This is a genomic window from Hydrogenophaga sp. IBVHS1, assembly GCF_002127265.1.
Taxonomy (GTDB): Bacteria; Pseudomonadota; Gammaproteobacteria; order Burkholderiales; family Burkholderiaceae_C; genus Hydrogenophaga.
Window position 1 is genome coordinate 275,074 of sequence record NZ_NFUU01000002.1, and the last position, 20,031, is coordinate 295,104.

Genomic DNA, 20,031 nt, shown 5'->3' on the forward strand with positions numbered 1-20,031 from the left:
CGCTGTGTCAAGCCGGCATGCGCTCTTTGTAAATATTCGTTGCAGCTTCGTGAGAAATGCCCAGCAGGTCACACGCCAGCGCTTCCGCCACCTTCAGGCCGTCCACGCCAGCCGAAAGAATGCCCCCCGCATAGCCGGCGCCTTCGCCGGCCGGGTAGAGGCCGCGCGTGTTCAGGCTCTGGTGGTCGGCGCCGCGCGTGATGCGCAGCGGCGATGAAGTGCGGGTTTCCACTCCGGTGAGCACGGCGTCTGCCATGTCGTAGCCCCGGATCTTGCGGCCGAACACCGGCAACGCCTCGCGCATGGCCTCGATGGCGTAGGCGGGCAGGGCGGGCGCCAGATCGCCAAGGTTCACCCCCGGCTGGTACGACGGCTCCACGGCGCCGAGCGCGCTGGAGGCCTGCTGTTTCAGGAAATCCCCCACCAGTTGCCCGGGCGCGTTGTAGTTGTTGCCGCCGAGCTGGTAGGCGCGGGCCTCGAGCGTTCGCTGCAGCACGATGCCGGCCAGGGGGTGTGTCGTGCCCTGTCGTGCCAGTGTGCGGGCCTGGTCGGCGTAGCGTGAACCATCCACCTCGCCGAACGCAGCGGCCCAGAGCGGCTGATCCTGTGGAAAAGTCAACGGGAAATCGGCGGGCTCGATGCCCACCACCAGGCCCGCGTTGGCGTTGCGCTCGTTGCGCGAGTACTGGCTCATGCCGTTGGTCACCACGCGGCCGGGCTCGGAGGTGGCGGCCACCACCATGCCGCCCGGGCACATGCAGAAGCTGTAGACCGTGCGCCCGTTCTTTGCGTGGTGCACCAGCTTGTAGTCGGCTGCGCCCAGCAGCGGGTGCCCGGCGTGTCGGCCCCAGCGCGCGCGGTCGATCAAGCCCTGCGGGTGCTCGATGCGAAAGCCCACCGAGAACGGCTTGGCTTCCATGAACACGCCCGCGTCCCACAGCTGCGCAAAGGTGTCGCGCGAGCTGTGGCCTGGCGCCAGCACCACGCGCCGCGCCGCCAGCTTGAACGATTCGCCGGTGTCCAGGCGCTTCACGCTCAGCGCGGCCACGCGTTGCGCCGCACCTTCGGGAGCCAGCTCGAATCCCTGTACCTGGTGCTGGAAGCGGATCTCACCGCCGAGCGCAACGATCTTCTCGCGCATGGCCTCGACCACGCGCACCAGCTTGAAGGTGCCAATGTGCGGGTGCGCGGTGTAAAGAATTTCGGGTGGCGCGCCGGCTTCAACAAACTCGTGCATGACCTTGCGGCCCAGAAAACGCGGGTCTTTGATCTGGCTGTAGAGCTTGCCGTCGGAAAACAGCCCGGCACCCCCTTCGCCATACTGCACATTGCTTTCGGGGTTGAGCACATGGCGGCGCCACAGGCCCCAGGTGTCTTTGGTGCGTTCGCGCACCGGCTTGCCGCGCTCGAGCACGATCGGCTTCAGCCCCATCTGTGCCAGTGCCAGCGCGGCGAACAGGCCGCAGGGTCCGAGCCCCACCACCACGGGCCGATCGGCTTCGTCGGTCGGCCAGTTCGCAGGCGCGCGCCCGGGCGGGTGCCATGCCATGTCGGGTGTGGGTTGCACATGCGGCTTGCCCGCGTGTTGCGCCAGCAACGTGGCTTCCTGCGCCGGGTCGCCCAGCGCCACATCGACGATGTAGACCGCCAGCAGGTCCGCCTTGCGCGCGTCGAAACTGCGTTTGAAAACCTGCAGTTCCGCAATGGCTTGTCTGTCGATGCCCAGGGCGGCAGCCGCCAGTTTCGTCAGCGCGTCCACGGGGTGCGGTGGCGGTTCGCGGTCGAGGTCGGTCTCGGCGGGTGCGTCGGCAGCGCGGCGGTGTTCCGCTGGCACGTCGGCCAGCGGCAGCTTGAGTTCGGAGAGTCGGATCATGTGTCGTGGGGCTTGTGTTGATCAAGCAGATGACGGAGGCCGCGTATTGTCGCCAATGCCTGGTCGATCCAGGCGGTGCCTCTAAATAACCCGGGTAAAAATAATAAACCCGGGTATAATTCAGCGCATGACTGCCTCCAGCTCCCCTTCCTGCACCGCCTTCCTGGGCGCGCGCCGCGTGGCCTTCGGCACCTATGAAGCCGTCGCGAAAACCCTCGCTTCGCTCGACCCCTCCGCCGGTGGGGTGCTGGTCTTCGACGACGCCACCGGTGCGCAGGTCGATCATCCCTGGCCACCGGGTTACCCCGAGTTGCCCAGCAGAGCGGCCTCCCCCCCAGTGCCGGCGACCGGGCCGCAAGTCGGGCGGCCGCGCATGGGCGTGGTGGCGCGCGAGGTGACCCTGTTGCCGCGCCACTGGGAATGGCTGGCGCAACAACCCGGTGGCGCGTCAGCAGCGTTGCGGCGCCTGGTCGAGGAAGCCCGTCGCGTCCATGGGGATCGCGATGGCCAGCGGATCGCCAAGGAGCGGGCTTACCGCTTCATGAGCGCCATTGCGGGCGGTTTCGCGGGCTTTGAGGAAGCGTCGCGCGCGCTCTTCGCCCAGGACGCCGAAGCCTTTGCTCAGCGCATCGCAGACTGGCCACCCGACGTGCAGGCGCATCTGTCCTGGCTGGCCCGAGACGCCTTCGCACTCGCGGTCTGACGTTCAACGTTTCTTTTCTGGAATCACATGGTCCCGCAGCACCCTGTCCAGCGCCCGCTCTGGCGCGTCTACCTCGTTTTTCTCCTGCCCATGGTGTTGTCCAATATCCTGCAGGGGCTGTCGGGCACGATCAATGGCATCTATATCGGCCAGATGCTGGGCACGCACGCGCTGGCGGCGGTCTCGGGCATGTTCCCGATCGTTTTCTTCTTCATTTCGCTCGTGATCGGCATCGGCGCGGGCGCGTCGGTGTTGATCGGCCAGGCCTGGGGTGCGCGCGAACCGCACAAGGTGAAAGCCATTGCGGGCACCGCACTGGTGCTGGGTGGCTTGATCGGCCTCGTCGCGGCTGGGCTGGGCTTGCTGGTGGCGCGCCCTGCCATGCAGGCGCTGGGCACGCCGCTGGATGTGATCGACGACGCCGTGGCCTACGCCCGCGTGGTGCTGCTCATCATGCCGCTGCTGCTGGTGTTCATTCTGTTCACCCAGTTGCTGCGCGGCGTGAGCGACACCGTGTCGCCGCTGCTGGCGTTGCTGCTGTCGACCACGCTGGGCTTGCTGCTCACGCCGGCGCTTATCAAGGGCTGGCTGGGTCTGCCGCCGCTGGGCATTCAAAGTGCGGCCTACGCGGGGCTGGTGTCCTACGCCGTGGCGCTGGGTTTTCTGGTGTGGCGGCTGCGCCGCCTGCGTCACGTGCTGGCGTTCGACCGCGAGTTGCTGGCCGCCTTGAAGCTGGACCGCGCCATCCTCGCCAAAGTGATGCGCATCGGTCTGCCCACGGGCTTGCAGATGGTGGTGATTTCCCTGTCGGAGCTGGTGATCCTGGCGCTGGTGAACGGCCACGGCTCTCAGGCCACGGCAGCGTATGGCGCGGTCACGCAGATCGTGAACTACGTGCAGTTCCCGGCACTGTCGATTGCCATCACGGCGTCGATCCTGGCGGCGCAGTCCATCGGAGCGGGCCGGGTCGACCGCCTGGGCGCGATCCTGCGCACCGGGCTGTGGCTCAATGCGGCGCTCACCGGCGGCCTGGTGCTGCTGGGTTATGCGCTCTCGCACAGCCTGCTGGGCCTGTTCCTCACCGAGCCCGGGGTGCGCGTGCAGGCCGAGCAATTGCTCCACATCATGCTGTGGAGCATCCTGGCCTTCGGCTTCCAGGCGGTGGTGGGCGGCATCATGCGCGCCAGTGGCGTGGTGCTCGTCCCCATGGCGATCTCCATCTTCTGCATCCTTGGCATCCAGCTCCCTGCGGCCTACGCGCTCGACGCCTACATGGGCTTGCCGGGTGTGTGGGTGGCATTTCCGGTGGCCTATGTGGCCATGCTCGTGCTGCAGACGGCCTACTACCGGCTGGTGTGGCGCCACCGCAAGATCGAGCGCCTCGTCTGAGCGATTCCGAACGCAGGGGATAATCGCGCGGTGAAGCGCACCAGGCCGTCGCTGGCACGATACCCCGAAAGGGAGTGCTGGAGGAACGTCCGGACTGCACAGGACAGCGTAGGAGGTAACACCTCTCCACCGACAAGCTCTGAGAGTTCGCTCGATGGGCCCTAAGGTGAGGATCAGAGCAACAGAGACGAGCCGATTCAGTTCGGGTGAAACGGGCAATCTCTACGCGCAGCAATACCAAATAGGCCAGCGTTGACGTGGTTCCGCGGAGCTGGCGGGTAGGTAGCACCGAGCCGGGGGGTGACCCCCGGCCCAGATGAATGGCGGTCACATCCGGAGCAATCCGGATGCACAGAATCCGGCGTAACGGTGCGCTTCACACTTTTTCTGCCACTCAGGGCTGCCGATCGCGCACGTACACGATCGCCTCCGCCCGCGTGCGCACGCCCAGCTTGTCGAAGATGCTCGACACCTGGTTGCGCACCGTCTTCTCGCTCTTGTTCAACCGCTGCGCGATGGCGGGGTTGTCCAGGCCAAGGGCCACGAGGTGCAAGACCTCGCGCTCGGCCAGCGTCAGCGCCGCACCGCCGGCGTCTTCGGCCGCATCGACCTTCGCGGTGCCCAGAAAGGCACGCAGCTCCGCCAGGAAAGTGGACCACGCCGGCTCGGTGTCCAGCAGCACGTGGTTGTCGCTGTCCAGCGGCACGAAGCGAGCCCCCGGGATCAGCGCGGCCAGCCGCAGCCCTTCGTCGAACGGCACGCGCGCATCGCCACGCGCATGCAGCACCAGCGTGGGCACGCGCAACTGGCGCGCCAGGTCGGTCACGTCGACGCGGTGGAACGCATCGAGCGTGCGGGCAGCGTTCTCGGGGCTGGCGGTCAGGCGCTCCAGTTCGTTCCACCACTGGTGCTGCGCTGGCGTGCCGCCTGGGATGAACTGGTTGGTGAACACCTGGCGGAAGGCCGCGTTGTCGCGCCCCCAGCCCAGGCGAATCAGGTTGACCAGGGTCTCGGCTTCCAGCCGCTCGGCGTCGCTGGTGGCGCGTTGCAGTGCGCCGCGCGCGTAGGCGCCGGGCAGGACGAGGTGCGACACTTTGTCGGGGTGGCGCACCGCGTAGGCGATCGCCACTGCGCCGCCTTGCGACATGCCGATCAGCGGGAAGCGGCGCAGGCCCAGGCTGTCGACCACGGCTTCGAGGTCGCCGACCCAGGCGTCGAGCGAGAAGTCGGCCACCGAGCTGTCGGACAGGCCGCAGCCGCGCTGGTCGTAGCGGATGTAGTAGTGGTCGCGGGCGAGTTCGGCCAGCCAGGGTCGCCAGACCGGGCTGTGCAGGTCGTGCTCGACATGGCTCAGCCAGTGCGCGGCACGCAGCAGCGGCGGGCCAGAGCCGATCGACGCGATCGCGATGCGCGTGCCATCGGTCGCGGTGCAGAAGCGCAGGCTCTGACGCGGGTTCGAGGGCGGACGCTGAACAGCGGGCATGCGCGATTGTCTCGCGCCTGGGTCGTCCGTCCCATGCCATGGAGCCTGCGATCTCCCCCGCTGAGGGATGCGGGACATCCGCCTCATGCGCCGGCGCTCGCACCGGTGAATCCTTGGCTCACGTCGACACGACGGATCCCACCCGAAAGGAAACACCATGGAAACCCAAGCCATTCCCCTGGACATCTCTCGCTACGCGAGGACCATCGAAGTCTCGAAACGCATCCGCTGGGACATCGATCACGATGTGATCCGCGGCCGCAGCTTCGATCTGGACCACACCTTCCTGCCCGACGGGCTGTCGCTGGCCGACGAATTGGCCTTCCTGAGCCCGGCCGAGCACCGCTTCCTGAGTCAGGTGCAGGGCCGCACCTACGCCAACATGTTCGGCGTGGTCGAGCGCTTCATCGGCGCGAAGATGCTGGAGGTGAGCCGCGACCACTGGCTTGGCGACCAGACCGCGCTGGAAGCCCTGGTGCGCTTCACCGACGAGGAGCTGAAACACCAGGAGCTGTTCCGCCGCATCGAGTTGCTGGTGGGCGCCGACATGCCGGCGGGCTACCGCTTCGACGTGTCAGCCAACGATGTGGCCGCCTTCGTGCTGGGCAAGTGCACCTGGGCCGTGCTGGCGCTGACCTGCCACATCGAGCTGTTCTCGCAGGCGCACTACCGCGCCAGCATCGACGCCGCGCCAGACCTGTCGCCGCTCTTCAAGGATGTGTTCCTGTTCCACTGGAAGGAGGAATCGCAGCACGCGATCATCGACGAGCTGGAATGGCAACGTGAAGACGCCAGACTGGCGTCCGAAGCAGAACGCGATGCGGCGGTGGACGACCTGATCGCACTGGTCGGCGGCGTCGACGGCATCCTGCAGGCGCAGGCCCAGGCCGATGCGACGTACTTTTTGACAACCATCGGAATGGCCGGACACAGCGAGCGCGCCGAGCAGATGAACGCCACGGTGCTGAAGGCCTACCGCTGGCAGTACATCGTTTCCGGCACCCTGGAGCCGCGCTTCCAGACACTGCTGGGCAGACTGGTGAGTTCAGCGCAGATGGCACGCATCCAGGCCGCGCTGGCGCCGCTGAGCTACGCGGTACCGGCGCGCGCGGAGGCGATGAACGCGATGAGAGCCACGGTGCACTGAGGCCTCAAGCGCGTGGCTGACCTGCGTGGCGAGGAAGTTGCGAGGGCAGGATGCAACGTCAGGCTTCCGGGCTGTCGGTGTCGGTGCCGCCCCTCTTCAGCCAGACCCCGATGAGCGCGGCCGCCAGCGTGAAGACGCAGGGCCGCCCTCAGAAGTGGGAAGCGGCCTTGGCGAATTGGGAGTACCGGTTGGTGGACTTGGGCATGTCGGGCCTCGATGGCGGTCAGAGGTTGAAGCCGCCCAGGCTCTGGATGCGTTCCACATGCGCCATGAGCGAGCGCTTGGCCACCGGCCACAGGCGTTCGGGTACATCGTCGTAAGCGAGCTCTACCCAGTCGTCGGGCGAACCTTCGGGCAGGGCTTGCAGCGCGCGGGCCACTTTCGCTTCGCGCTTCAAGCGGTGCGCCTTGAGTTGCGCGATCGCGGCGCGTGCGCCACCTTCCGCGGGCGCCGAAGGGTTGTTTTCGCTTCGCCGCAGATCGCCAAGCACATAGCCGTGCGCGGGCAATATGAATTCGATGCCGTGCCGCACGCAGGCCGCGTCGAGCTTGTCGAGCGAATCGAGGTAGGCGCCCATGTTGCCGTCGGGTGGGTCGATCACCGTGGTGCTGCCGTTCAAGATGTGGTCACCGGTGAAGAGCAGGCCGTCTTCTACCAGCGCGAGGCACAGGTGGTTGGCGGCGTGGCCCGGCGTGTGCAGCACCTCCAGCGTGTGCGACACCATGCCGTGCCCCGCTTGCCCCACCAGCATGATCTGCTCGCCATCCGAAAGCGAGCGCTCGGGCGAGAAACGGCTGTTCTCGCGCGCGGTGGCGGCACTGGGCAGACCCAGGATGGGTGGCCGGGCCAGGCCCGCGTCGGTGCACAGGGCCTGCAGGCGGGGTGCACCGGGGGAATGGTCGGGGTGCGAATGGGTGCACACGATGGCGTTGATGCGGCCACCGGTCGCGCGCCACAGGCGTTCGATGTGCTCGGGCTCGTCGGGGCCGGGGTCGATCACCACATGGCCGCTGGCCGGATCGCCCACGATGTAGCTGTTGGTGCCGGGTCCTGTCATGTAGCCGGGGTTGGGCGCGGTCAGGCGTTGCACGTTCTTGAGCAGTTGCACCGGCTGATCGTGCTGCCAGTCCAGCGTGTGCACGATCTGGCCGTCAGGGCAGACCATGGCGAGTTCACCGAAGGGCGCCTCGTGTTCCATGTGGCGCGACTCGGCGCCATGCGTGAGGCCTGCGCGTGGGCAGCTGGTCCACAGCGGTTCGTCATTTTCGGCACAGGCGTCCAGCACTCCCTGCACATCCGCATAGGCCTGCAGCCGCTCCAGCGTGCGGATGGTGGGGAAGATGATGAAGAAACCACCGGCCTTGTGGCGTTCCAGCGCGTCGGCCGGGCGCACCCAGCAAGGCTCGAACTGCTCGGCTTCATCGGCCACCGGGGCCTGGCCCTCGGGCATGCGCGCCACGAGGAAAGGCACGTCGAAACGGCGCGGCAGGTCGCGGTCGGTGATCCAGTGCGCCAGCACGAACACACCGGCACCGTCCAGCGTGAGTCCCCTGGCCTGGCATTGCGCGGCAAACGGAGCCTTGCGGTCGAGCGTGGCGATGTCGCTGTCGTCCACCGGTGTGCCATCGGCCCGGTGCGCCAGCAGCACGCCCAGTTCTTCAAAACTTTCGCGAATGGCCGCAATCGCCTGCGTGAGGTGCAGGTCGCTCTGGGTAGGACGGCGCGAGGCGATGGCGTGCGCCTGCGCGTCGGCCGCGTCGATGCCACCGCCGGGGAACACGTAGGCGCCCGGTGCAAAACTGGCCGTCATCGATCGACGCGTCATCAGCACCTCGATGCCGGGGTTGGCGGCGTCGGTGCTGTCGCGCAGCAGCAGCACGGTGGCGGCGGGGCGAACGGGAACGCTCGGGCGGGGTGGGTGCAGGAGTTGGGTGGGTCGGACCATTTCCGCATTTTGCGGCAAGTGTCCTTATCGCGTTCCGAGCGCAGCCATCTCGGGTGAAAGCCCTTGCCAGGCGACGTCGAAGCCGGCTCGCTCACGCGCGGGTGGCAGCGGTGCGCTGCGCAGGGCCCAGTGCGCGCCCGCCACCACGCTGTCGATCACGGGAATCGGCACCTCGGCCTGTACGAGCGCAGCCATGCCGGCCAGCCCGGCGCCGCCAAGGATGACGGCTTCTACGCCCAACTGGCGCGAGGCGTCGCGGCAGGCCTGGGCCAGCAGGGTGCGCGCGGCCACCGGGTCTGCCGCGAGCTGCGCGCCGGTGGGCGCCACGGTGTGGATGCCGGCGAGTTGCTGAGACTGCCCGAGCGCCTGCGCCAGGCGCTGCAGCATGGGGCCCCAGCGCGCGCCGCCGGTCACGATGGCGTAGCGTCCGTGGCGCGCGGCCTCGATGAACGCAGCCTCGGCCAGACCAGTCACCGGCACCGGGCTGCTCTCGCGCAGGGCCATCAGGCCGGGGTCGCCGAAGCAGCCGATCAGCACGGCGTCGGGGGCACGCGTTTCGCTGACAAGTGCGTGGGCCCAGGCGTCGAGCGCGGCGTGGGACGCCACGGCGTAGCTGGCCTCGTCGGCAATGTAGGGCGAACCGAAGCGGGCGGTGACCGTGCGAACGCTCACATGCAACCCCGCTGCCTGTTGCACATGGGTCTGCAGCAGCTCGCTCACGCTGGCCGAGGTGTTGGGGTTGATGACCAGCAGTTGCCGCATGGCGCGTTCAGAGCGAGGGCGTGAAAAGGCTTTCGAGATCGGGCACCTTGCCGCCAGACGGTGAAAAATCGAGCTGAGACTCCAGCCGGTCCAGGTGGTCGCGCATCAAACGCGCCGCCTCGCGCGCGTCGCGCAGGCGAATGGCGGCGAGCAGCGCACGGTGTTCCACGCAGCCGCAGGCAGTGGCATCGCGCCGCGCCTGCGCATGGCTGCTGCTGTAGGTCATGAGGATGAGCGATGTGCGGGAGACCATCTCGCGCAGGATGCGGCCCATCGTCTGCTGCCCGGCGCGGTCGGCAATGTGCAGGTGGAAATCGCCCGAGAGGCGGATCGCGCGGCGCATCTCGCCGGCTTCCCGTGCCGCTTCCTCGTCGCGAATGCAGCGGCTGAGCAACTGGATGTCGTCGTGCACGGCGCGGTCCACGAAGCGTTCGACCAGTTGCGATTCGATCAGGCGACGCACCTCGAACACCTCGCGCGCTTCCTGCTCGCTGGGCTGGGCGATGGTGGCTCCGCGGTTGGGCGTGAGGGTGACGATGTGCTCATTCGCCAGGCGCACCAGCACCGGTCGGATCAGCGTGCGCGAAACCCCGAAGGCACTGGCCAGGCGGTCTTCCACCAGCTTGGTGCCGGGCGGGAGGCGGTGATCGAGGATGGCGGAGACGACGCGGTCGTAGATGGTGCTGTCGCTCGCCGAGGGAACACCGGTCATTCCGCGCGTCCCTTCTTCTGGCGCTTGCCCAGCCACATCGCCAGCGACACCGCCACCCCCATCACCAGCAGCGAGACCACGGTGGTCACCGTGCCCAGTGCGTAGATGGCTGGCGTGGTCACCTTGGAGGTGAGTCCCTGCAGTTCGAGCGGCAGCGTGTTCACATCGCCGATGGCCTGCGAGGTGCGCGCAATTTCGTCCCAGCTCAGCGTGAAGCCGAACATGCCGATGCCGACCACCGAGGGGCCGATCAGCGGCAGCACGACGTGGCGGAAACCTTGCCAGGGCGTGGCGCCCAGGTCGCGCGCGGCTTCTTCGTAGGCCGGGTTGAAGCGGTTGAACACCGCGAACATGATGAGCAGGCCGAACGGCAGCGTCCAGGTGAGGTGGGCGCCGAGTGCGGAGGTCATGAGGCCCAGCGCGGTGCCGTAATTCTCCAGCGTGCCGGTGGCGCCCATGGCCTCCAGCAGCCATTTGATGCCACCATCGAGCAGACGGAACTGCAGGCCGATGCCGAGCGAAACAATGATGGACGGCATGATCAGGCTCGCCACCGTCAGGTAGAAGAGGGCGTTGCCGCCGCGCAGCGGTTTGCGGAATGCGAGGCCGGCAAGCACCGAGAGCACCACGGTCAACAGCATCACCACGCCGCCCAGCCACAGCGAGCGCAGAAATGCCGCGCCAATGTCCACCGTGCCCAGACCTTCGGCGAGTTTGTAGAACCAGTGCAGCGACACACCTCGCAGCGGAAAGGTGAGGCCGCCTTCGGGCCCCTGGAAGCTGAGCACGAAGATGACGAACATGGGGCCGTACATGAACAGCACGAACAGCGCGAAGACGATCGCCAGCGGCCAGAAGCCGGGCGCGCGGGGTTCTGAAATCCGGCTGGCCATGATCAGAGTTCCTTTCTGATGTCGACCAGGCGCGTCAGGCCCCAGATGATCATGAGCACGATCGCCAGCAGGATCACCGCATTGGCCGCGGCCAGCGGGAACTGCAGGTAAGAGGTCTGCACCTGAATGATCTTGCCTACCGAGGCGATCTGCTGCCCGCCCATCACGCCGATGGTGACGAAGTCGCCCATGACGATGGTGATGACGAAGATCGAGCCGATGATGATGCCGGTCTTGGAGAGCGGCACGATCACGTTCCACAGCGTCTGCCAGCTGCTCGCGCCGCTGTCGCTGGCGGCTTCGAGCAGGCTGCGGTCGATGCGCATCATGCTGTTGAAGATCGGCACGATCATGAACATGGTGTAGAGGTGCACGAACGCGAGCACCACCGAAAAGTCGGAGAACAGCAGCCACTCCACGGGCTCGTTGATCACGCCGATGCCCATCAGGCTCTGGTTGACCAGGCCATTGCGGCCCAGCAGCGGCACCCAGGAAATCATGCGGATGACGTTGGACGTCCAGAACGGCACGGTGCACAGCACGAACAGCAGCGTCTGCATGCCGGGCGAGCGCACGTGGAAGGCGAGGAAATACGCCACCGCGAACCCCACCACCAGCGTGATGCCCCAGACCAGCAGGCAGAACTTGAGTGTGGAGAGGTAGGTGGACAGCGAGACGCAGAAGTCGCCATGCTCGGTGAGCACCGAGCAGCCCTCGAAAATGGCCGCGTAATTGCGCAGCGTGAAGCCGGGAATGAGCTCGTACTCGTTGAAATTCCAGAAGCTCACCATGACGGTGAGCGCCAGCGGAATCAGGAAGAACACCACGAACACCAGCGTGAACGGCGCGGCCTGCCACCAGGCACGCACGGTCTTGATGGGGTTCGTGGTGGTGTTGCTCATGGCATTCAGGCTGCTACGAACTCATTCCACTTGCGAACCATGTACTCGTTCTCGTCCATCACGGCGTTCCAGCAGGCGATGCCACCCATGCGCGCCTCGTAGCTGCCGCCGTCGCGCACCGCGCCGGTCTTGGCCAGCACATCGCCGTTGGGGCTCTTGATGTCTTGCGAGGCGGGTTTGCCTTCCATCCAGTAGGCCCACTCATAGGCTTCCATCTTGGTCTTGGCGGTGTCGAGCACGGCGCTGTAGTAGCCCTGGCGGTTCAGGTAGGCGCCGGCCCAGCCGTCGAGGAACCAGTTGATGAACTCGTAGGCACCATCCTGCTTGCGGCCGCTGAGCGTGGCGGGCAGGCCGAAACCAGCCGCCCAGGCGCGGTAGCCCTCTTTCAGTGGCTGGAAGTTGCAGGCGATGCCCTTGGTGCGCACGGCGGTCACGGCGGGGCTCCACATCGACTGGATCACCACCTCGCCCGAGGCCATCAGGTTCACCGATTCGTTGAAGTCCTTCCAGAGCGCACGAAACTGGCCAGCCTTCTTGGCCTCGATCAGGGTCTTGATCGTCAGGTCGATCTCGGCCTTGGTCATGTTGCCCTTGTCCTTGTACTTGTGGATGCCCTTGGCCTCCACCACCATGGCGGCGTCCATGATGCCGATCGAGGGGATGTTCAGGATCGCGGCCTTGCCCTTGAACTCGGGGTTGAGCAGCTCGGCCCAGCTCTCGATCGGGCGCTTGATCAGGTCGGGGCGGATGCCCAGCGTGTCGGCGTTGTAGACCGTGGGGATCAGCGACATGTACTGCGTGGGCGAGGTCGCGAACTTCTTGCTCTTCTCGCCTTCGAGGTAGATCACCTTCTTGGGCGCCGTGCCCTGGTCACCCACGGTTTTACCGGCCACCGTGCCGGTGGTGAACAGCGGCGTGATCTTGTCGGCTTTCTTGATCTTCTTGGTATCGATGCCTTTGAGGTTGCCCGTGGGCACGATCTTCTTGAGAGAGAAGTACTCGGTGTCGATCAGGTCGAAGCTGTTGGGGGCGGTCACGGCGCGCTTGGTCACGTCGTCGGTGGTCACGGCCACGTACTGGATCTCGATGCCGGTGTCGGCCTTGAACTTCTCGGCGATCGCCTTGTCCTGGTTCACGGCGGTGCCCAGGTAGCGCAGCACGATCTTCTCTTGCGCATGTACGGCGGGCGCGAGCCCCGTGGCCAGGATGCCGGCCATGCCGGCGGTGCCTTGCAGCAGGCTGCGGCGGCTCAGGCCAGCGGCGGCGATGGTGGGCTCTTGATCGGGTTTCGACATGGCAAATCTCCTGCGGTGCGGGTTGGGAAGGAAAGGAAAAAATCCGCCTGGAAAGTCAGGCGTTGAGGGTCGGCGCAAAGCTGTGCGCCTGCCAGGCCGCCCAGCTCAGGCTGACCTGGTCGCCCGGCGCATAGGGGCGCTGGGCAAAACTCGCCTCGGGCAGCATCACCGAGACGTTCTCGCCCGCCTGACCCTCGGCCAGGTGCAGGCCGAGCAGCACATAGCTGCCCTGGTACTCGACATCGTTCACCGTGGCGGGCCAGCCGTTCTCGCCAGCCTCCAGCGGCGCCACGCGTATGTGGTCGTTGCGCACGGCCACCTTGCCCTGCGTCGTCTGCAGCACGTTGTGGCCGCCCATGAACCGCGCCACGAACTCGCTGGCGGGCCGGTTGTAGACCTCGTGCGGCGAGCCGACCTGTTCAATGCGGCCGTGGTCCATGACCACCATGGTGTCGGCCAGCGCCATCGCCTCTTCCTGGGAGTGCGTGACGTGAATGAACGTGAGCCCCAGTTCCTTCTGCCAGCGGCGCAGCTCGGCGCGCATCTGTACGCGCAGGAAGGGGTCGAGCGCGGACAGCGGTTCGTCGAGCAGCAACACGCGCGGCTGCGTGATGAGGGCGCGCGCCAGTGCCACGCGCTGCTGCTGGCCCCCCGAGAGCTCGCCGGGCTTGCGCTGGGCGAGGTGCCCCATGGCCACGCGCTCCAGCAGGTCCTGCGCCTGCCTGTGGCGCGCGTCCTTGTCGATGCCTTTCATCTTCAGGCTGAAGGCCACGTTGTCCAGCGCCGAGAGATGGGGGAACAGCGCAAAGCTCTGGAACATCATGGCCGTGCCGCGCCCAGCGGCTGGCAAGTGGGTGATGTTGCGGTTCTCCAGCAGGATGTCGCCGCTGGTGGTGCTCTCGTGCCCGGCGATCATGCGCAGCGTGGTGCTCTTGCCGCAGCCCGAAGGCCCCAGCAGACAGCAGTAGCTGCCACTGGCAATGCGCAGGTTGATGCTGTCCACCGCCACGCTGCCTGCGGCGTACTGCTTGGTCAGCGCGATCAGTTCAATGCCGGCGGCCTGGGGCGTGGGATCGTTCATGACGATCGCTGTTTGCATAAGCCGTGCCAGCCGTTTTGTACGCACTTTTCTTCAGATTGCGTACAGAAAAGCACCCCGTTTGTGCGCAGTGTTGCGGGACCGGCGCCGTTCAAGTCATCGCGGTGCGCCCGCTGTGCACCAGCTTGTGGCCCCGCGCCAGTGCGGTGCGCGCCAGACGGGCTGGACGGATAATCCCGTCCATGCACATCCGATTCACCAAGATGCAGGGCGCGGGCAACGATTTCGTTGTGCTCGACGAGACGCAGGGACGCCTGGGCCTGAGCGCGGCCCAGTACCGTTTCCTGGCCGACCGGCATTTCGGTGTCGGCGCCGACCAGATCCTGAGCGTGCGGCCTTCGCCGGGCGCGGGGCTGGATTTCGAATACGCCATTCACAACGCCGACGGTGGCGAGGTGGAGCACTGCGGCAACGGGGCTCGCTGCTTCGTGCGCTACGTGCACGACAAGGGACTGAGCCAGAAGAACCCGCTGCGCGTGAAGGTGATCAATGGCGAGCTGGAACTGCGCATGCACGGCGACGGCCGAGTGACAGTGAACATGGGGCCGCCGGTGTTTGAACTCGATCGCGTTCCTTTCCTGGCCGAGGGCTTCCAGCCCGAGCCCATGGGCGACTTCGAGCGCTGGCCGCTGGCGCTGCCCTACGCCGGCGATGTGCCGGTCGCGGTGCTCTCCATGGGCAACCCCCACGCCGTGCTGCTGGTGGAAGACGTGCAGACTGCGTCGGTGCAGGCCTGGGGTCCGTGGATCGAATCGCACGAACGCTTTCCCCAGCGCGTGAACGCCGGCTTCCTGCAGGTGGTCAACCGCGGCGAGGTGCGCCTGCGGGTGTACGAGCGCGGCGCGGGTGAAACCCTGGCTTGCGGCACCGGCGCCTGTGCCGCTGTGGTGGCCGGCATTCGCCTCGGCCTGCTTGATGCGAGGGTGGATGTGCACACGCGCGGCGGCGTGCTCAGCATCGAATGGGAGAACACGCCGGGCCACGATCAGCCGGTGTTCATGACCGGCCCGGCCACCACCGTGTTTGACGGTGAGATCGAGCTGCCCGACCTGGCGTGATGTCGTCTACAGTGCAGCACCATGAACCCCAACCAGATTCCCCCCATCACCGAAGACGACATCGCCAATTACCTGGCGAACACGCCCGACTTCTTTGAGCGCCACGCCAGCCTGCTGGCCGCCGTGCAGCTCACCAGCCCCCATGGCCAGCGCGCCGTGAGCCTTCAGGAACGCCAGGCCGAGATGCTCCGCGAGAAGATCCGTGGCCTCGAGCTCAAGGCGGCCGAGATGATCCGCAATGGCCACGAGAACACCACCATTGCCGACAAGCTGCAGCGCTGGACCCGTGAACTGCTGCTGACCCGCGAGGCCAACGATCTGCCGACCGTGGCCGCGCGCGCCATCGGCGAGCACTTCCTGGTGCCTCAGGTGGCGATCAAGGTGTGGGACGTCTCGCCTGAGTTCGCAGACGAACCTTTTGCGCAGGGCGCGAGCGAAGACGTCCGGTCTTTCGCCTCGTCGCTCATGCATCCCTATTGCGGCGCCAACCCCGGCCTGGAGGCTGCGCAGTGGCTCGCCGACCCGACCTCGGCCGCCTCAGTGGCCCTCATTCCGCTGCGCGCAGGTCTGGCGCCCCAGGCGTTCGGATTGCTGGTGCTGGCCTCTGCCGACCACCAGCGCTTTGCTGCCGACATGGGTACCGACTTCCTGGAGCGCATTGGTGAACTCTCCAGCGCGGCGCTCTCCCGCTTGCGCCCATGAACATCCCCACCAGCGTTGAAGATGCTGCGCTGGTGACGGCCTACCTGAACCACGTGCGCGTGGAGAAGCGCCTGGCCGAGCGCACCGTCGAGCTTTACACGCTGGATCTTGAAAAACTCGCCGCCCATGCGCGCGAGGCCGGCGTGGCGCTTACGGCAGTGCAGAGTCCCCACATCCGCCGCTGGGTGGCGAAGATGCACGGCGGTGGCCGCAGCGCGCGCGGCATTGCACTCATCCTCTCGGGCTGGCGAGGGTTTTATGTGTGGCTGGGTCGCCAGGCCCTGATCAACCACAACCCGGTGCAGGACGTGCGCGCGCCCAAGGCCGGCAAGCCCCTGCCCAAGGCGCTCGGGGTGGACGAGGCGGTTCAGCTGGCCTCGCACCATGAAGCGGCCGACCCTCCGTCGCTGGAGGCGCGAGATGCCTGCATCACCGAATTGCTGTATGGCTGCGGCATGCGCATTGGCGAGCTGGTGGGGCTGGATGTGGCGGCCAGCGCCAGCGCGCGCGGCTGGATCGACGCGCGGGACGGCGAGGCCCATGTGCTGGGCAAAGGGGCCAAGCGGCGCAGCGTGCCGGTGGGCCGCCAGGCGCTCGATGCCCTGGCTCGCTGGCTGGAGCTGCGCGCCGCCTGGGCGAGCGACAACCCGGCGTTGTTCATTGGCGCGCGTGGCCAGCGTTTGACGCCTCAGCACATCCGGCTGCGGCTCAAGCGCCGATCCCTGCTCGCCGGCCTGGCCACACCGGTGCACCCGCACATGCTGCGGCACTCGTTTGCCAGCCACGTGCTGCAGTCCAGCGGCGATCTGCGCGCCGTGCAGGAACTGCTCGGTCACGCCAGCATCAGCACCACGCAGGTCTACACCCGGCTGGATTTTCAGCACCTCGCCAAGGCCTACGACGCGGCGCACCCCCGGGCGCATGCGAAAGGTGCTGCGCCCGGGGCGGCCGACGATTCGCTGGCACCCGCAGCGCCTCGCGTCCGATCTCCCCGCTGAGGCCCCGGTCGGGCCGATGCTTGTAGGATGCGCCCTTGCCTGCATCCATTGGAGACCACCGTGTTCAAATTTCTCGCCGCTTTCAAGTCCCTGTTGCTTGCCGCCGTGATGGCCACGACGCTTCAGGCGCAGGCCCAGACGCCGCCGGCCGTGAAGGTCGTCTACCACCTGAGCGACGGCATTCCTCAAGCCTCGCGCGCGATCCAGAACATCCGGAATCACCTGGCTGCCGACCCCACCGCCAAGATCGTGGTGGTGACGCACGGCGCCGGCATCGATTTCCTGCTCGACGGTGCCAACAACACGGCCAACCAGTCCTTCGCCGGGGCCATCGGCGACCTGTCCGCCAAGGGCGTTGGGTTCTTCGTGTGCAACAACACGCTGGTCTCGCGCAACATCGATGCGTCCAAAGTGGCGATGGAAGCCAAGGTGGTGCCCTCGGGCGTGGCCGAGGTGGCCCGTTTGCAGGCCCGTGAAGGCTACGTCTACCTGCGCCCCTGATCCCGGCCTGCGCAACCGACCGGGCTCGCATACACTCCCCGGTTTGCTTCCGCTCCCCCCTCCACCGATCGCCGCGCCCGCCCCATGTCACTCATTCCCGCCACCATACTCACCGGCTTTCTGGGCTCGGGCAAAACCACGCTGCTCAAGCGCGTGCTCTCGGAGGCGCATGGTCAGAAGATCGCCGTGGTGGAGAACGAATTCGGTGAAGAAAATATCGACACCGAAATTCTCGTGTCGGACACGCAGGAAAACATCATCCAGATGAGCAATGGCTGCATCTGCTGCACGATTCGCGACGACCTGCGCGCCACGCTGCAGGACCTGGCGCAGAAGAAGCGCAAGGGCGAGCTCGATTTCGACCGGGTGGTGATCGAGACCACGGGTCTGGCCGACCCAGGGCCTGTGGCGCAGACGTTCTTCATGGACGACGAAATCGCCGAGCAGTACCTGCTGGACTCCATCCTCACGCTGGTGGATGCGAAGCACGCCGCCGATCAGCTCAACGACCGGCAGGAAGCGCGCCGACAGGTGGGCTTTGCCGACCAGATCTTCATCAGCAAGGCCGATCTGGTGACTGGCGAGGAGCTGGACGCGCTGACCCACCGCCTAAAGCACATGAACCCGCGCGCACCCATGCGACCTGTGCACTTCGGCGAGGTTTCGCTCAAGGAAGTGTTCGACCTGCGCGGCTTCAACCTCAACGCCAAGCTCGACATCGACCCCGACTTCCTGAAGGTCGATGACCACGACCACGACCACGACCACGATCACGAACACGAACATGGTGAGCACTGCGACCATCCCTCGCACCAGCACGACCACGGAGACCACGGTCACCACCACCATCACGACGACGATGTGAAGAGTTTTGTGTATCGGGCCACCAGACCCTTCAGCCCCGCCAAACTCGAAGACTTCCTGGGCGCCATCGTTCAGGTGTATGGCCCGCGCATGCTGCGCTACAAGGGCGTGCTGCATATGGATGGCACCGACCGCAAAGTAATCTTCCAGGGTGTGCACCAGCTCATGGGCAGCGACCTCGGACCGGTCTGGGCCGAAGGCGAGCCTCGGGTGAGCAAGATGGTGTTCATCGGCATCGACCTGCCCAAGGACATCCTGATCCAGGGTCTGGACCAGAGCCTGGCCTGAGGGTGCGAGTCCGCAGGTCCGTGCTTCTCCATCAGAACCAGGTCCGAACGTGTTGTTTGTCTCGCTTCTCCAACGTGTCGGGTTGCCCCCGGGGCAGGAATCCGGGCCGCTTGGAGCAGTCTCGTTACAATCGCGGCCCAAGTCGGCAGGCCGGCGGTCTGCAACGCTTGACCTCCACCCGCCTTCAAAGGCGTTGGGCAATGGGGGTATAACGACCCTCAGCGGCGCCCCGGCCCCAGATCCCGCATCGTCAGGTACACAGAGGAGACCGTTGTGAAAGCCCCGGCAACCAGGACAGCGAAATCAGGCAAACCCGCCGCACCGGGAGCCAAGTCACGCGCGCCGGTGGCCAGCAAGACCGCCACCACCAGGTCGGCGGTCAAGTCGAAGCCTCCTGCCAAGGCCGCCACCAAGTCCAAAGTGACGGCGAAACCCGCCGCCAAAGAGCCTGTCAAGAAGGCTCCAGTGAAGGCCGCTGTGAAACCTGCCGCCAAGAAGCCCGCTCCCAAGCCGGTCGCCAAGAAAGTGGCGGTCAAACCTGCCGCCCGACCTGCGGTCAAGAAAAGCGCTCCCCTGCCGGTGCCGAAGGCGTCAGCCAGGAAGCCCGTGCCCTCCAAGACGACCCAACCGGCGGCCCAGGCCGCCAAAACCAAGATCCAGCCCGTTGCCAAGGCGGCTGCCCCCAAAGTGATTCCTCCGGTTACCAAGGCCGCGCCCGTCGCAGCGCCTGCTCCCAAGCCCTCCAGCGCCAAGCGCGCGGCCACTCCCGCACCTGTGGTGGTGGAGCCCACGCCGCGCCCATTGGGCAAGCGGGCCGCCAAGAAAGTCATGATGGAGCAGATGACCCAGGCCGCGGTGGTTCCCACCCACGCCCCGGACGCTGCCAAAGCGACCTTTTCCCAAATGAACGAACGCGCCGTCATGACCCCTCCCGTCCCCTCATCCATTCAGAAAGATCCCAAGCGGGCCAACAACTGGAAGACCCTGTCGGTGGAACAACTCACCGACCAGGATGTGCAGGCCATGCCCGACACCGAGTACATGAGCGACTTGCAGCTGGCCTTCTTCCGCCGCAAACTCTCTCAGCTCAAGGCCGACATGCTGGCCAATGCCGGCGAAACCACCGAGCACCTCCGCGAGGACACCGTGGTCGTGCCCGATCCGGCCGATCGCGCCACCATCGAAGAAGAGCACGCGCTCGAGCTCCGCACACGGGACCGTGAACGCAAGTTGCTCAAAAAGATCGAACAGGCGATTGCCCGCATTGATTCTGGCGACTACGGCTACTGCGAAGAAACAGGCGAGCCCATCGGCGTGGGCCGGCTCATGGCCCGCCCCACCGCGAGCCTGTCGCTCGAGGCGCAGCAGCGCCGTGAGCTCAAGCAGAAGATGTTTGGCGACTGAACCCGGTCCGGCA

At 66.4% G+C, this 20,031-nt stretch carries 19 protein-coding genes and 1 other RNA gene; 10 read left to right on the plus strand and 10 right to left on the minus strand.

What is annotated here, in order from left to right:
* Positions 1-7: 7 nt before the first annotated feature.
* Positions 8-1,873: an NAD(P)/FAD-dependent oxidoreductase gene (locus CAP37_RS16060; RefSeq protein WP_086125236.1), complete on the minus strand. Its 1,866-nt coding sequence runs from the start codon at positions 1,871-1,873 to the stop codon at positions 8-10.
* Between the two features lie 127 nt (positions 1,874-2,000).
* Here CAP37_RS16060 and CAP37_RS16065 point away from each other — a divergent pair, with 127 nt between their 5' ends.
* The 3 genes from CAP37_RS16065 to rnpB all read left to right on the plus strand — a co-directional run bounded on the left by CAP37_RS16065 (position 2,001) and on the right by rnpB (position 4,347).
* The gene (locus CAP37_RS16065; protein WP_086125237.1) at positions 2,001-2,576 is read left to right on the plus strand and encodes a DUF2239 family protein; all 576 of its coding nucleotides are present in this window, start codon (positions 2,001-2,003) and stop codon (positions 2,574-2,576) included.
* A gap of 27 nt (positions 2,577-2,603) precedes the next feature.
* Positions 2,604-3,965 carry an MATE family efflux transporter gene (locus CAP37_RS16070; RefSeq protein WP_086125238.1) on the plus strand — a complete coding sequence of 454 codons (1,362 nt, stop codon included), beginning with the start codon at positions 2,604-2,606 and terminating at the stop codon, positions 3,963-3,965.
* Between the two features lie 32 nt (positions 3,966-3,997).
* An RNA gene (gene rnpB, locus CAP37_RS16075) (RNase P RNA component class A) lies at positions 3,998-4,347 on the plus strand.
* A gap of 12 nt (positions 4,348-4,359) precedes the next feature.
* Here the strand turns inward: rnpB and CAP37_RS16080 are convergent.
* On the minus strand, positions 4,360-5,448 hold the full coding sequence (locus CAP37_RS16080; RefSeq protein ID WP_086125239.1) for an alpha/beta fold hydrolase: 1,089 nt from the start codon (positions 5,446-5,448) through the stop codon (positions 4,360-4,362).
* Between the two features lie 157 nt (positions 5,449-5,605).
* On the opposite strand from CAP37_RS16080, the gene CAP37_RS16085 reads away from it, so the two are divergent.
* Complete coding sequence (locus CAP37_RS16085) at positions 5,606-6,595, plus strand: hypothetical protein (protein WP_086125240.1); 990 nt, start codon at positions 5,606-5,608, stop codon at positions 6,593-6,595.
* Positions 6,596-6,818: 223 nt separating this feature from the next.
* Here CAP37_RS16085 and CAP37_RS16090 read toward each other — a convergent pair whose 3' ends face one another.
* From CAP37_RS16090 to CAP37_RS16120, 7 genes are read right to left on the minus strand one after another with little or no spacing between them, the layout of a single operon-like run.
* The gene (locus CAP37_RS16090; RefSeq protein WP_086125241.1) at positions 6,819-8,540 is read right to left on the minus strand and encodes an MBL fold metallo-hydrolase; all 1,722 of its coding nucleotides are present in this window, start codon (positions 8,538-8,540) and stop codon (positions 6,819-6,821) included.
* 24 nt (positions 8,541-8,564) lie between these two features.
* Entirely contained in the window at positions 8,565-9,302 is a 738-nt protein-coding gene (locus CAP37_RS16095) for an aspartate/glutamate racemase family protein (RefSeq protein WP_086125242.1), read from the minus strand.
* 7 nt (positions 9,303-9,309) lie between these two features.
* The gene (locus CAP37_RS16100; protein WP_086125243.1) at positions 9,310-10,014 is read right to left on the minus strand and encodes a GntR family transcriptional regulator; all 705 of its coding nucleotides are present in this window, start codon (positions 10,012-10,014) and stop codon (positions 9,310-9,312) included.
* Positions 10,011-10,907, minus strand: a complete 897-nt coding sequence (locus tag CAP37_RS16105) for an ABC transporter permease (RefSeq protein ID WP_086125244.1) — start codon at positions 10,905-10,907, stop codon at positions 10,011-10,013. Before CAP37_RS16105 ends, CAP37_RS16100 begins: the two co-directional genes overlap by 4 nt.
* Positions 10,908-10,909: 2 nt before the next feature.
* Positions 10,910-11,809, minus strand: a complete 900-nt coding sequence (locus tag CAP37_RS16110; RefSeq protein ID WP_086125245.1) for an ABC transporter permease — start codon at positions 11,807-11,809, stop codon at positions 10,910-10,912.
* Positions 11,810-11,814: 5 nt separating this feature from the next.
* Entirely contained in the window at positions 11,815-13,104 is a 1,290-nt protein-coding gene (locus tag CAP37_RS16115) for a PotD/PotF family extracellular solute-binding protein (protein ID WP_086125246.1), read from the minus strand.
* A 55-nt stretch (positions 13,105-13,159) separates the two neighbouring features.
* The gene (locus tag CAP37_RS16120) at positions 13,160-14,203 is read right to left on the minus strand and encodes an ABC transporter ATP-binding protein (RefSeq protein WP_373271096.1); all 1,044 of its coding nucleotides are present in this window, start codon (positions 14,201-14,203) and stop codon (positions 13,160-13,162) included.
* Positions 14,204-14,385: 182 nt separating this feature from the next.
* On the opposite strand from CAP37_RS16120, the gene dapF reads away from it, so the two are divergent.
* From dapF to CAP37_RS16145, 5 genes are all read left to right on the plus strand, one after another.
* A complete protein-coding gene (gene dapF / locus CAP37_RS16125; protein WP_086125247.1) occupies positions 14,386-15,261 on the plus strand; it encodes a diaminopimelate epimerase in 876 nt (291 codons plus the stop codon).
* A gap of 21 nt (positions 15,262-15,282) precedes the next feature.
* Entirely contained in the window at positions 15,283-15,963 is a 681-nt protein-coding gene (locus CAP37_RS16130) for a DUF484 family protein (RefSeq protein ID WP_086125248.1), read from the plus strand.
* Positions 15,960-16,961, plus strand: a complete 1,002-nt coding sequence (locus CAP37_RS16135; protein ID WP_086125249.1) for a tyrosine recombinase XerC — start codon at positions 15,960-15,962, stop codon at positions 16,959-16,961. Before CAP37_RS16130 ends, CAP37_RS16135 begins: the two co-directional genes overlap by 4 nt.
* Positions 16,962-17,069: 108 nt before the next feature.
* The gene (locus CAP37_RS16140; RefSeq protein WP_179190274.1) at positions 17,070-17,462 is read left to right on the plus strand and encodes a DsrE family protein; all 393 of its coding nucleotides are present in this window, start codon (positions 17,070-17,072) and stop codon (positions 17,460-17,462) included.
* Between the two features lie 84 nt (positions 17,463-17,546).
* Entirely contained in the window at positions 17,547-18,614 is a 1,068-nt protein-coding gene (locus CAP37_RS16145; protein ID WP_086125251.1) for a GTP-binding protein, read from the plus strand.
* Positions 18,615-18,832: 218 nt separating this feature from the next.
* Here CAP37_RS16145 and CAP37_RS22080 read toward each other — a convergent pair whose 3' ends face one another.
* Positions 18,833-18,997, minus strand: coding sequence for a hypothetical protein (locus CAP37_RS22080; RefSeq protein WP_256927048.1), 165 nt, complete (start codon positions 18,995-18,997; stop codon positions 18,833-18,835).
* A 94-nt stretch (positions 18,998-19,091) separates the two neighbouring features.
* On the opposite strand from CAP37_RS22080, the gene dksA reads away from it, so the two are divergent.
* Positions 19,092-20,018: an RNA polymerase-binding protein DksA gene (gene dksA / locus CAP37_RS16150; protein ID WP_306297837.1), complete on the plus strand. Its 927-nt coding sequence runs from the start codon at positions 19,092-19,094 to the stop codon at positions 20,016-20,018.
* The last annotated feature ends 13 nt before the right edge of the window (positions 20,019-20,031 follow it).